We start from the raw sequence: 13,652 nt of genomic DNA on the forward strand, positions 1-13,652 counted from the left end.
TATGCGAGATCAGTATTCGCGCTCATAAAAGATGCCGGCCTTGCCACCTTCGGTCCCTGCGCCGGCCTTGAGCTTAACACCGCGGCCGAGATCGAGATTGATCGTCGCTTCCGCGCCGCTCTCGCCGCCCTGCTCGACCTGGATATAGGTGCGGTTGTTGATGTAGCGGCCGACCGACACGGTGGTCTGGCCGGTTGCATCCGTGTTGATGTCGAGATCGTCGACGCCGAGATTGCTGCGCAACGTTTCCAGCAGCGATGTGGAGCCACCGCCAGCAAGCTGGGTGACCGCATCGGCAAGCTGGGCGATCTGCAGCGGCGACAGCCGCGACATCGACTGGCCGAAGATCAGTCGCGCCAGAACCTCGTCCTGGGGCAGGGCGGGCGAGGAGGAGAAGGCGATCGTCGGATCGTTGGCGACGCCGGTGACTTTCACCGTGATCGTCGTCGAGGCGGAGGTCGTGTTCGCCTCCATGTTGAGAACCGGGATCAGGCCGCCGCCGAAGGTTATGTCGCCATCGGTGAAATCCATACGTTTGGCGAGGATCACGATACGGCCGCGGCGCATCTCGAAGCCGCCGGCGACGACCGGTGCGATCGCCGTGCCCGTCACGGTCAGCTCGCCGCCGAGTTCGGCGTCAATGCCCCGCCCGCGAACGAAGATGCCGTTCGGTGCGCTGATCTGAAGGTTGAGGGCGATCGGGTTCGAGCTGCCGCTGGCGCTCTTCGGCCGCATCTTTTCCATCTGCCGCAGCACGTCGGGCGGTGCGTTGCGGTGGCGGATATCGATGGCGGAAAGCGATGTCGGCAGGCGGGCGGGCACGGTGATCGCCGCCTTGGTCAGTGTCACGCGGCCTCCGAGGACGGGGCCTGAGGTCAGAGGGCCGGTGATGGTCAGGGCGCCGTCGGCGGTAGCGGCAAAAAGCGCGCCATCGGCATAGGCTGCCTGAGCCAGAGTGATCCTGAGGTCGGCCGGGAAGCCAGAGCCCGGCGTGATGCCGACCGAGCCCTGGACCGAAACCGTGCCGCCACCCGAAAGCTTGCCCGTGAGCCTGGAGATATTGGCGCTTTTGCCATCGAAGGCGACATTGGCGGCAAGATCCGTCAGGGCGAGATTGCGCCGGACATCCACCAGCCTTGCGCCGGACGAGGATGCCGTGCCGGTGATCGCCGGCGCCGCCGCCGTGCCGCCGATCGCGAGGTCGACATTGCCGGTGCCTTCCAGGACGAAGCCTTGCGCGGCCATCTGCCCGGCGAGGATCGAGAAGGGCAGTTTCCCGCTGAATTTCAGATTGAGCGGCTTTTGGCCCGCAAGCGAGATCGAGCCGCCGCCCGACAACGAGACGCCGCCGCCGCCCGAAAGGCGGGTGTCGAGGGTGACGGTGCCGTTCTGAAACGTGCCGCCGGCGGTGATGTTGAAAGTCGCGACCCCGGCGGACGTGGTCTGCGCAACACCGGCATCGGCCCAGCGCAGATCATAACGGACAGCGGGAGCTTGCGGCGTTCCCGTCGCGGTAACCGTGCCGGAAATCGTGCCGCGGGCGCCGAGGCTCGGCGCAAACGCGTTGACCAGGCTGGCGGGCACGGCATTGGCGCGGGCGTTGATGTCGAGGGCGGGAATGCCGTCCTTCAGGATGACCTTGCCGGCAGCCGAGAGATCGAGGCCGCCGGAGCCCGTCAGGCGGGTCTTGTCTAACGTGACTGTTCCGTTGGCGAAGCTGCCGCTTGCCTGGACTCGAAACGGACTGATGCCAGCATCGCGCGACTGGCGAAGCTGTGCATCACTCCATTCTAAATCGTAACGTATGGCAGGGGCAGACGCGGCACCGGTGGCGTTTATCGTGCCGGATATGATGCCGGCGGCGTTGATCGCGGGGACGAACGCGTTGATGAGATTGGCGGGCAGCGCCTTGATATTGGCGGTCAAGTCCAGTGCCGTGCCGGCCGTGCCGTTGACGGTGACGCTGCCGGACCCGGTTGCTATGGTGAGGTCGGCGAGACGCGCACCGCCGTTGGCGACCGCGACGCGGGTCGGGGCAGTAAGCCGAACCGGGATGTTACGCGGCGCTGCTGCGAAGCTCTCGATGCCGACCGAGATATCGGCGCCGGTCTGGATATCGCCGACCGCGGTGAGGGGCGCGTTGTCATACTGGGCGGCGAGGTTGAAGTTGGTCCGGTTGCCCCCCTGGCTAACGCCGAGGTTGACGTCGTTGATGCCGACCGAGCCGGCGCCGATGCGCGTGGCACGGACCGTTCCCTCGGCCGCAATCGCCTTGATGTCGGCAATGGCGAGGTCGATATTCGGCTGGGCGATCTCGATCGTGCCGCGGCGAAGCGCCTTGCCGGAAGCCCGGATCACGGCGCCGGCCTTGCCGCCGGTATTGCTGAACATTACCGTTCCCTTCAGGTCGCCCTGGGCCTGCTGGGCCGCAAGTGCCGCAAGCAGGGAGACATCCGGGAAATCGAACGTGAGCTGGCCTTCCGGCAGGAAGGCGGGAGAGAAGTTCAAGGCGCCGGTCAGCTTGTTCGGGCCGATCTCGGCGGTGATCGCCGGCGCGCTTGTGCGGCCCTGGACGGAGGCGACGTCGGCATTGACGCGGATCGGCTGGCCGTCGAGCGAACCCGTGCCGGTCAGCTTGCCCTTGGGTGCGTTCGGATCGGCGGTGCCTTCCAGGATGAAGCTCATGTCCTGGAGCTTGCGGCCGACCAGTCGCGCGTCGGCGGAATTGACCACCGCCCTGACGCCCATTGCAGTCAACGGCCCCTTGGCGGAGATGTCGAAACCGGCAGCCCCCTCGGCCTCCGGCAGCCAACGCTTCAGATCCGGCACGCGGCCGGCCAGGCGCCCGGTGACAGTCCTATTGTCGAGCAGCATGTTTCCGTGCGCTTCGATGGCGTTCGAGCGCATCACGAAGTTCTCGAGGCTGATGCGACCGCCGTTCACCATATTGACATAGCCTTCAGCGGAAAGCTTGCCCTCGAACTTGGAAACCAGTCCCGGCGGCAGGATGGCAGGATTGGCGAAAACCCGGAAATTGCCGGTGACCGCCTGTTTCGACATGTCATAGGCACCGGAAAGCGTACCGTTCACGTTGCCGCTGTCGAAAGTCGCCGCATCCAGACCGATCGCCGGTGGTGCGAGCCTGAGCGGCGCATCCAAGGTCACCGGCCCGCGGATCACCCGGTCGAGATCGTCATTGGCGAAATCCGTGCGGGCGACGGTGAAACGGCTGCGGATGCTGCCCGAGCGGCTGATGAGGTTGAGGTCTTCGCTTTCCGCCTGCAGGCGGATCTGGCCGAAGCGCCCCTGCGGCAGTTCGGCGGCGCTGAGTGCCGCCGTCGCGTTGAAGCGCGCCGAGGTGGATGCTCCGGTCAGCGTGAAATTGATGCTTTCGAAGGAGAAGCGGCTCTCCTGACCGCTGATCGGCCAGACGAAATCGACCGGCCCCTTCACGCCGTTGAGGCTGGCGGTGAGGCTGTTGTCGCCCGTCGGATCCCAGGCCCCCTTGGCGGCGATCTTCACGGCGCCGGAGGTGAGATCGCCGCGTTCGATATCCACGCGGCCGGAGGGCGCATAGATCGCGGCGATGTTGATATCGGTCGTGCCGCCGAACAGCGGACGAAAGGCGGGCGGAAGAAGCGTCGACAGCTGGCCGCCGCCGGTCACCTCCACCCTGTGCCTGCCGTTTTCGACCAGCAGATGTTTGCCGTCGACCGCGATGACGGGAGTGCCGCCGACGCTGCCCTTCAACTTGCCGGCCCAATCGGAAAGAGGTCCTTCGCCATCGAGCGCAAGTTCGACCGCTGGGGTGCCGGGCAGACGCAGAAGGCGGGCGAGCAGGCCGCCCTGCGGCTCGGAGACGGCAGCCTTGAGGGTCAGGCGATTTTCGGACGGAGCGTAGACCACGTCGGCAGAAGCCCTGGCGTCCGGCTCGTCCTTGCGGGTCGCCTGCAGGTCGAGCGAAATGTCGGGCCCGGTCGCGTCGATCGATCCCTTCACCGAAAGGGAGAAGTCCCGTCCCGAAAATGCCTGGGAGAGATTGATGTCCGGCAGGTCGATCTGCGCAACGCGGATGCCGACCGGCAAGGGCGAGCCGGAGGAGCCCGTCGATGCCGTCTGTGTCGGGGCGGGCGCTTTCGGCGGCCGCGGCGCACGGATGAAATTGACGGTGTCGGCCGAAATGTGCTCGGCGCGGAAGACCCCGGTCACCAGGGATGTCGGCGACCAGTCGATCTTGATGCCGCCGATCTGGGCATAGGGGCCTGCATCGTCGGACAGCGTAAGGGCATCGATACGCAGGTCGCCGGTCAGAAGGCCTTCCGGCCGGGTGAAGGAGATGCCGCGGTCGGGTGTGGAGACGATGGCGGAAATGCGGTCCGCGGCGACGCGTCCGCCGACCGGGGTGAGGGCGACGAAAAGGAAGACGCCCAAGGCCATGACGAACAGGATCGCGACCACGCCAAGCGCGGCCTTCAAGACCCATTTCAACAGGCGTACCATCAGCATCATGCCTTAAACGCTACCCTTCACTGCCTTTCAGAATGCCTGTCCTATGCCCGCATAGATACCGTACTGGCTACCGCCGTCATAGCGCTGCAAGGGAATTGCAACGTCCAGTCTGAGCGGTCCAAAAGGCGTGGCATATCGCACGCCGATCCCTGCACCAGCACGTATATCAGAAAAATCGGGCACGATTCCGGTCGATACCGTACCAATGTCGACAAAAGGTACAATGCCTATGTTTTCTGACACTTTTACCCTCACCTCGAAAGATCCCAGCGTATAGGACCGCCCGCCCGTCGCTTCATCGGCGCTGTTATAGGGCGAAATTTCCCGATAGGCGTAACCGCGCACCGATCCGCCGCCGCCGGCGAAGAATCTGCGTGTCGCCGGGATTCTTTCAAGGTCGCTTCCGCCGACCAGCGTTCCGGCGGCCAGACGGGCGGCGAGCACGATGTTGTCCTCCTGTCCGAGGCCGAGATAGCCCGAGATCGAGCCCTCGAACGACGAGAAGATCGTGCCGTTCATCAGTTCGTAGCTCGGCTTGGCGGATAGGGTCGCGTAATATCCCTTGGTCGGGTCGAGCTTGTTGTCCCGCGCATCGCGCTCGAAGCTGATCGGCAGGCTGAGCGTCAGGTACTGGTTGTTGCCGAACGCATCGTCGGCGTCGATATAGGCGATCTCGCCGCCGCCCTTGAGCTTGTCGGTCTCGTTCAGCTCGTAGGTGATGCCGGCCGAATAGATGATGGTCTGCGCCTCGTAGACGTCAGGCGTTTCACTCTTGGCTTCCAGGCGGGATTCGAAGGTCGCTTCGGGCACGAAAGCGCCAGGCTTGGTGAAGATGATCCCGGCGGAATAATCGAAGGTGGTGACGTCGGTGGTGGCGCCGATGCCGGACACCTTGCCTTCGATGCGCAGCGATTCCGCTTCCCCGAAGAGGTTGCGGTGGCCCCAGTATCCTTCGAGGCCGGCGCCATCGATCGAGGAATATTCGGCGCCGAAGCCGAAATAACGATGCTTGCCTTCCGACACCTCGATCGTCAGCGGCAACGAACCGTCCGGCGCCAGCTTGTCCGCCTCGTGGATCGTCACGCTCGAGAAGACGCCGAGCTCGCGCAGGCGGTCGTTTGCCTTCTTCAATTGTACGGGCGAATATTGTCCATGTTTGTCGAGCCGCGAATAACGGCTGATGAAGGCGGCATCGACGGTGCGCGATCCCTTGACGGCGACAGCTCCGAACGGGGCCACGGTGCCGCCGATCGCACCGAGCACCACGTTGATCGTGTTAGTGCGGTGATCGGCCGTCACCTGCCGCTCCGTCAGCTTTGCGAGCGGACGGCCCTCGTCCTTCAAATCGACGAGAAGCTGCTGGCTGGCCTTCAGGATCAGCCGCGAACCCGCAGCGCCGCCGGCAACGAGATCGTATTTTTCCGGATCGCGGCCGACGGCGTCCCCCTCGAAACGGACCGAGCCGAGTTTGAAAACCGGGCCTGGATCGACGCGGACCGTGACCGGCACGGGTGCCGCATGGTCGAATGCAGGGTTGGGCGGCAGGCGGTCGATATCGGTTCCGGCGACGGAGATATGCACGGTGCCGCCGTAACGGGCCTCTTCGTAGAGCACGGCGACGAGCCGGTCGCGGTCTTCGCGCGCCTTGATGATGACGCCGAGATCGCCGGAGACCGGCTGCTTTTCGTCGGTGATCAGGGAGGCGGCGGATTCGAGACGCTTTTTGAGGTCCTTGTCCGCATTGCCGGCTTCTAGCGTCGCGTCGTAACGGACGGGATCGATGACCTCGACCTTGTCTTCGTCGTCGCCAAAGAGCGTGATGCCGAAGAGTTTGAAAGCGTAGGCGTTGCCGGAAAGCGGCGGGGAAACGAGAAGTGCAGCGGCGAGCATCGTGGCTGTACCGGCCCCCCTCAACCTCCGCTTTTCTGTCCGCCCAGTGTTTTCGTTCCGCATACGCAAACTGCTGTGGATCCCCCGGCTGGAAGCCTTCATAGCATCCGACGAAGCGGACTATCTAACTGCAAAAGACGAAGCCGGGTACCCCTTCGTGATGATTTCATGAAAGAAAAAGCCCCGGAGTGTGCTCCGGGGCCACAGTTTTTCTGCAATCCAGCCGTTTATTAGTAACGGCGCGGGCAGCTGTCGATATAGCGGCGGCCATAACGGTCACGGTAGTAGCACTGTCCCGGCTGTTCGGCGACCGAGCCGATCAATGCGCCGGAAACGCCGCCGATCGCAGCGCCAACGGCCGCGCCGCGGACGTTGCCGGTAGCCAGGCCGCCGATCACGGCGCCGGATGCTGCGCCGATGCCGGCGCCCTGTTCAGTTGCCGTGCAGCTCGCGAGCGAAGCGCCGACCATCAAAAGCACCAAGGCCTTCTTCATGAGATCCTCCTGTTTGTTCTTCATCTGCCCGGCCGTCTCGCAGACCCCGAACGTTTCCGCGGGTCAATTCAACAGCCATCAATGGGAACAATAGGTCGCGGCGAACAAGAGTCCATATGAGCTCGATATTTTGCGCATCGATTTTTGTTTTGGTTTGCCGATAGTTACTCGGCATTCGATGGAAGCGGAGGGTGGCCGCTCGTCCGGCTGCCGACCAAAATATTGCCATTTCCCTAGAAAGTAGCGGTTGATCCCTTAGGTAAAAAAGCAAATGATGACGGGCGTGTCCGGGAGGGACATGAGGAGGATCATATGACGAAAGTGACGCTGACCGTGAACGGCCGCGCGATGAGCGGCGAGTGCGAGGACCGCACCCTGCTCGTGCATTTCATCCGCGAAAAGCTTGGTCTGACGGGAACGCATGTGGGCTGCGATACGACCCAGTGCGGCGCCTGCGTCGTTCATATGGACGGCCATTCGGTGAAGAGCTGTTCGATCCTGGCGGTGCAGGCATCCGGCTCGACGATCACGACGATCGAGGGTCTCGCCGGCCAGGGCGAATTGCATCCGGTTCAAGCCGCTTTCAAGGAGCATCATGGCCTGCAATGCGGCTTCTGTACGCCCGGCATGGTGATGACGGCCGTCGACCTGATCAACCGCGAAGGCGGGACGCTGACCGAAGAGACGGTCCGCGCCGGGCTCGAAGGCAATATCTGTCGGTGCACCGGCTACCACAACATCGTCAAGGCGATCCTTGCCGCCGATGCCGAAATGGCAACGGGGCGTCAGGCCGCTGAGTGAGTGGATAATGAGTAGTCGCTGGTGATTGGCGGTCCGAGTGGCCGCATCTCAGCCCCTGAACTACTCACTACCGACTAACTCCTACTCACTTTCCATCACTAATCACCATCTCGGGAGGAGATGAACATGGGTGTTGAAGGAATCGGTGCACGCGTTACCCGCAAGGAAGACAAACGCTTCTTGACCGGCAAGGGCCGTTACACGGACGACATGACCGTACCGGGCATGAAATATGCCTGTTTCGTCCGCAGTCCCTATGCGCATGCGAAGATCGGCAATATCGATGCGACCGCGGCGAAGGCCATGCCGGGCGTTATCGACGTGCTCGACGGCAAGCAGCTTCAGGCGGACGGCATCGGCAATCTCATCTGCGGCTGGATGATCCATTCGAAGGACGGGTCGCCGATGAAGATGGGCGCCTGGCATCCGCTCGCGGTCGATACCGTGCGTTATGTGGGCGACGCGATCGCCATCGTTGTCGCCGATACCTCCGGCGAGGCGCGCGATGCCGCGGAAGCCGTGGTCATCGATTACGAACAGCTCCCGGTGGTGACCGAGGCCGTTGCAGCACTCGCCTCCGGCGCGCCGCAGATCCATCCGGAAGCGCCCGGCAACCTGATCTTCGACTGGCAGATCGGCGAACCGGATGCTGTCGACAAGGCGATTGCGGCAGCCGCGCATGTCACCGAAATCGAGATCCTCAACAACCGCCTGTCGCCGAACCCGATGGAGCCGCGCGCCACGCTCGGCATCTACGATACGGCGGAAGATCACTATACCTGCTACACGACCAGCCAGAACCCGCATGTGGCGCGACTGGTGATGAGCGCCTTCTATAATGTCGCGCCGGAAAACAAGCTGCGCGTCATCGCGCCGGATGTCGGCGGCGGTTTCGGCTCGAAAATCTATATCTACCCGGAAGAGATCATCTGTCTCTGGGCCTCGAAGAAGACAGGCGTGCCGGTGAAATGGACATCGGACCGCACCGAGGCGTTTCTGACCGACGCGCATGGCCGCGACCACGTCTCGAAGGTGCAGATGGCCTTCGACGCGAACAACCGGATCACGGCGCTGAAGGTCGATACGATCGCCAACCTCGGCGCCTATATGTCGCTGTTCTCCTCGGCCGTGCCGACCTATCTCTATGCGACCCTGCTCTCCGGCCAGTATGCGATCCCGGCGATCCACGCCAATGTCCGCACCGTCTATACCAATACGGTGCCGGTCGACGCTTATCGCGGCGCCGGCCGTCCGGAAGCGACCTATCTGCTGGAACGGACCATGGAGACGGCGGCCCGCGAACTCGGCGTTTCGCCGGCGGAACTGCGCCGGACGAACTTCATCCGCACCTTCCCCTACCAGACGCCCGTCATCATGAATTATGACGCGGGCGATTACGAAGCGTCGCTGAATGCGGCGATGCAGGCGGCCGACTGGAATGGTTTTGCCGCCCGGCGGTCGCAATCCGAAGCCAAAGGCAAAAAGCGCGGTATCGGCATGAGCTGTTATATCGAAGCCTGCGGCATCGCGCCGTCGGCTGCGGTCGGTTCGCTCGGCGCCGGGGTCGGCTTATGGGAATCCGCCGAAGTGCGGGTCAATGCGGTCGGCACGATCGAAGTGCTGACCGGCTCGCACAGCCATGGCCAGGGGCATGAAACGACCTTCGCGCAGCTGGTTGCCGGCCGTCTCGGCGTGCCGATCGACAGCATCAGCATCGTCCATGGCGATACCGACAAGGTGCAGATGGGCATGGGCACCTACGGCTCGCGCTCCGGCGCGGTCGGCATGTCGGCGGTCGTCAAGGCGCTCGACAAGGTCGAGGCCAAGGCGAAGAAGATCGCCGCGCACTTGATGGAAGCCTCCGAGGAGGATATCGTCATCGAGAACGGCGAGCTGAAGGTCGCAGGCACCGACAAGTCGGTGCCGTGGTTCCAGGTGGCACTCGCGTCCTACACCGCCCATAACCTGCCTTCGGGCATGGAGCCGGGCTTGAAGGAAACCGCCTTCTACGATCCCTCCAACTTCACTTTCCCGGCCGGCTGCTACATTGCCGAGGTGGAGATCGATCCGGATACCGGCGAGACGGACATCGTCCAGTTCGTCGCGGCGGACGATTTCGGCAACATCATCAACCCGATGATCGTCGAGGGCCAGGTGCATGGCGGCATTGCCCAAGGCATCGGCCAGGCGCTGCTCGAGAACGTGCAGTATGATGCGAACGGCCAGCTGCTGACGGCGAGTTACATGGATTATGCGATGCCGCGCGCCGACGATCTGCCATCGTTCACGCTTTCGCATCAGAACACGCCTTGCCCGAGCAATCCGCTCGGAATCAAGGGCTGCGGCGAGGCGGGTGCCATCGGTTCGCCGCCGGCGCTCATCAACGCCATCACCGATGCGATCGGCCATAACAAGCTCACCATGCCGGCGACCCCGATGAAGGTCTGGCAGGCATTGCACGCGGCTCACTGAGGAGAACAGACATGTATGCTACCAGCTATCATCGTGCATCCTCGGTGGAAGATGCCGTCAAGCTCAAGTCCGCCAACGAGGAGGGCAAATACCTTTCCGGCGGCATGACCCTGATCGCGACCATGAAACAGCGGCTCGCCGCACCGAGCGACCTGATCGACCTTCGCCATATCCCGACGCTGCGCGGGATTTCGATCGACGGCCGCAAGGTGACGATTGGGGCTGCCACGCCGCATGCGGATGTGGCGGCTTCGCGGGAGCTTGCCGCCATCTGTCCGGCGATCTGCAAGCTCGCGGGCCATATCGGTGACCCGCATGTGCGCCACATGGGCACGATCGGCGGTTCGATCGCCAACAACGACCCGGCGGCGGATTATCCCGCTGGCCTGCTCGGGCTCGGCGCGACCATCGTCACCGACCGGCGTTCGATCCCGGCGGACGATTTCTTCACCGGCCTTTTCGATACCGCGCTGGAGGAGGGCGAGATGGTGACGTCGGTCACCTTCGAGGCGCCGGAAAAGGCGGGCTATGCCAAGTTCAACAACCCGGCTTCGCGTTTTGCGATGACCGGCGTGTTCGTGGCCAAGACCGCCGGCGGCGTGCGCGTGGCAGTGACCGGCGCCGGCTCGTCAGGTGTCTTCCGCCATCCCGGCTTCGAGCAGGCGCTGGCCTCCAACTGGTCGGCGGATGCGCTGCGCAGTGTCGCGGTCGATGCCTCCAACCTGATGTCGGACATGCACGCCAACGCGGAATACCGCGCCAATCTGGTCAAGGTCATGGCAAAAAGGGCGGTCATCTCTGCCGGGTGAGGCGAATCGAGATCGCCGGAAAAGGCCGGGAAGAGCGGCGAGGGCCGCTCTTCTTTCCTGCTGCTTGACTTGGATCAATTCTCACATTTTCGATATCGCTTACCTTTTTATTGGAATAATTCAAAAAAAGGGGGCCTTTTGCCGCAGGTTGGTTCTATTCGCTTTGTCCGGGGTTGACGAAAAGCGCGGCTGAAATCAAAACCAAGGCAGGTTCTGGAGTGTGAGCATGGACTTCGAGGCATTTTTCAAGAGCGAACTGGACGGTCTTCACGGCGAAGGCCGTTACCGGGTGTTCGCCGATCTCGAGAGACATCGCGGCAATTTTCCGCGCGCCACGCGCCATACTCCCGATGGTCCGAAGGAAGTGACCGTCTGGTGTTCCAACGACTATCTCGGCATGGGCCAGCACCCCGCCGTGATCGAGGCAATGAAAGAAGCCATCGATCACTGTGGCGCGGGTGCGGGAGGCACCCGGAATATTTCTGGCACGACGCACTACCACGTGGTTCTCGAGCAGGAACTCGCGGACCTGCACGGCAAGGAAGCGGCGCTGATCTTCAATTCCGGCTATATGTCGAACTGGGCAACGCTGGGCACGCTTGGCCAGAAGATCCCCGGCCTGATCATTTTCTCCGACGCCCTGAACCACGCCTCGATGATCGAGGGCATTCGCTACGCCAAGTGCGAGCGGGTGATCTGGAAGCACAACGACCTCAACGACCTCGAGGCAAAGCTGGCGGCAGCCGATCCGAACGCGCCGAAGCTGATCGCCTTCGAAAGCATTTATTCGATGGATGGCGACATTTCGCCGATCAAGGAAATCTGCGACCTCGCTGACAAATACGGCGCGATGACCTATCTCGACGAAGTGCATGCGGTCGGCATGTACGGCCCGCGCGGCGGCGGCATTGCCGAACGCGAAGGCCTGATGGACCGTCTGACGATCATCGAAGGCACGCTCGGCAAATCCTTCGGCGTGATGGGCGGTTATATCGCCGCTTCGACCGCGCTCTGTGATTTCATCCGCTCGTTCGCTTCGGGCTTCATCTTCACGACGGCGCTGCCGCCGACGCTGGCAGCCGGGGCGATCGCCTCGATCCGGCACCTGAAGGCAAGCCCTTTCGAGCGGGTCCGCCATCAGGATCGTGTCCGCAAGCTGCGCACGATGCTGGATCAACAGGGAATTCCGCACATGCACAACCCGAGCCATATCGTGCCGGTCATGGTCGGTGATGCGGCGAAGTGCAAATGGATTTCGGACATCCTGCTCGATACCTGCGGCGTCTATGTGCAGCCGATCAACTATCCGACCGTGCCGCGCAAGACCGAACGCCTACGCATCACCCCGACGCCGCTGCATAGCGACGCGGACATCGAACACCTGGTCGGCTCGCTGCACCAGCTCTGGTCGCGCTGCGCGCTGGCGCGGCACGTGGCTTGAACGATCGACAAAGATCCGGATCACGAATGGCCGCTTACGCGGCCATTTCTTTTTGCGCGACGATCTCTCCGGCGCGGCGCCTTGCTTCGGCATCGGCCGCGAAAACCTCATCCATCGTCGCGGCGGGCGGATAGCCCGCCATGTCGTCCATCACCTGTTCGGCGACATCCGCCATGTTGAGAAAACCGATGCGGCCGGCGCAGAAGGCGTGGAAGGCGATCTCTTCGGCCGCGTTCATGACCGCGCCCTGTACGCCACCGCGTTCCAGAGCCGTGCGAGCCAGTCTCAGCGCGGGGAAACGAACCTCGTCCGGCGCCTCGAAATCAAGCCTTGCGAGCCTGGCGAAATCCAGCCGCTCGACATCGAGCGCCGGGCGGTTCGGGTAGGCGAGCGCATAACCGATCGCGGTGCGCATGTCCGGACAGCCGAGCTGCGCCAGCACCGACCCGTCCCTGTACCCGACCATGGAATGGATGACGGATTGCGGATGGACGATCACCTCGATCTGGTCCGGCCGCAGATCGAAGAGATGTTTCGCCTCGATCATCTCCAGCGCCTTGTTGAACATCGAGGCGCTGCCGATCGAGATTTTCAGGCCCATCGACCAGTTGGGATGGGCGCGCGCGATATCCGCGGTAACGCCGGCCATCTGTTCGCGGCTCCAGGTGCGGAAAGGCCCACCGGAGGCGGTGAGCACGATGCGCTCGACCGCGTGGTGCTGGTCGTCTTCGAGCGACTGGAAGATGGCGCTGTGTTCGCTGTCGACCGGGATCAGCCGCCCGCCGCCCTCAGTGACCGCCCTGACGAACAGTTCGCCGGCGGAGACCAGACATTCCTTGTTGGCGAGCGCGATATCGGCGCCACGTTCGGCGGCGGCCAGCGTCGGGGCAAGCCCGGCGGTGCCGACGATCGCCGCCATGACCCAGTCGGACGGACGCGCACCCGCCTCGATCAGCGCCTCGCGGCCGGCGGCGACCTCGATGCCGGTGCCAGCAAGCGCGTCTTTCAGCGCCGCATACTGGCGGTCATCGGCGGTGGCGGCCAGTTTTGCACCGCATGCCTTCGCCTGGTCTGCCAGAAGCGCAATATTGCTGTTGCCGGTGATGGCGACGACCTCGAAGGCCTCACGGCCGCCGAGCTGGTTCACCACATCCAACGTATTGACGCCGATCGAGCCGGTGGAACCGAGGATGCTGATGCGGCGCTTGCCGGTTTCGGCCATGCTGTCTTCCATTT

The 13,652-nt window shown here is 63.4% G+C and carries 8 protein-coding genes; 4 read left to right on the forward strand and 4 right to left on the reverse strand.

The window, feature by feature from the left end; genetic code table 11:
• Window positions 1-9 precede the first annotated feature (9 nt).
• The 3 genes from C5L10_RS20535 to C5L10_RS20545 all read right to left on the reverse strand — a co-directional run bounded on the left by C5L10_RS20535 (window position 10) and on the right by C5L10_RS20545 (window position 6,893).
• On the reverse strand, window positions 10-4,509 hold the full coding sequence (locus tag C5L10_RS20535) for a translocation/assembly module TamB domain-containing protein (protein WP_105431164.1): 4,500 nt from the start codon (window positions 4,507-4,509) through the stop codon (window positions 10-12).
• A 27-nt stretch (window positions 4,510-4,536) separates the two neighbouring features.
• Window positions 4,537-6,462 (reverse strand): autotransporter assembly complex family protein, encoded by a 1,926-nt coding sequence (locus tag C5L10_RS20540; RefSeq protein WP_371411960.1) that lies wholly within the window; start codon window positions 6,460-6,462, stop codon window positions 4,537-4,539.
• A gap of 167 nt (window positions 6,463-6,629) precedes the next feature.
• Window positions 6,630-6,893, reverse strand: coding sequence for a glycine zipper domain-containing protein (locus C5L10_RS20545; protein WP_007759184.1), 264 nt, complete (start codon window positions 6,891-6,893; stop codon window positions 6,630-6,632).
• Window positions 6,894-7,205: 312 nt separating this feature from the next.
• Here C5L10_RS20545 and C5L10_RS20550 point away from each other — a divergent pair, with 312 nt between their 5' ends.
• The 4 genes from C5L10_RS20550 (at window position 7,206) to hemA (ending at window position 12,416) form a co-directional block, all read left to right on the forward strand.
• The gene (locus C5L10_RS20550) at window positions 7,206-7,694 is read left to right on the forward strand and encodes a (2Fe-2S)-binding protein (protein ID WP_037081659.1); all 489 of its coding nucleotides are present in this window, start codon (window positions 7,206-7,208) and stop codon (window positions 7,692-7,694) included.
• 126 nt (window positions 7,695-7,820) lie between these two features.
• Complete coding sequence (locus C5L10_RS20555; protein ID WP_105431166.1) at window positions 7,821-10,166, forward strand: xanthine dehydrogenase family protein molybdopterin-binding subunit; 2,346 nt, start codon at window positions 7,821-7,823, stop codon at window positions 10,164-10,166.
• Window positions 10,167-10,177: 11 nt separating this feature from the next.
• Window positions 10,178-10,975: a xanthine dehydrogenase family protein subunit M gene (locus C5L10_RS20560; protein WP_105431167.1), complete on the forward strand. Its 798-nt coding sequence runs from the start codon at window positions 10,178-10,180 to the stop codon at window positions 10,973-10,975.
• 226 nt (window positions 10,976-11,201) lie between these two features.
• Window positions 11,202-12,416 carry a 5-aminolevulinate synthase gene (gene hemA / locus C5L10_RS20565; protein WP_046637191.1) on the forward strand — a complete coding sequence of 405 codons (1,215 nt, stop codon included), beginning with the start codon at window positions 11,202-11,204 and terminating at the stop codon, window positions 12,414-12,416.
• 34 nt (window positions 12,417-12,450) lie between these two features.
• On the opposite strand, the gene dxr is transcribed toward hemA, so the two are convergent.
• Complete coding sequence (gene dxr, locus C5L10_RS20570; protein ID WP_105431168.1) at window positions 12,451-13,638, reverse strand: 1-deoxy-D-xylulose-5-phosphate reductoisomerase; 1,188 nt, start codon at window positions 13,636-13,638, stop codon at window positions 12,451-12,453.
• Between the last annotated feature and the right edge of the window lie 14 nt (window positions 13,639-13,652).

The organism is Neorhizobium sp. T6_25 (assembly GCF_002968555.1).
Taxonomy (GTDB): Bacteria; Pseudomonadota; Alphaproteobacteria; order Rhizobiales; family Rhizobiaceae; genus Neorhizobium.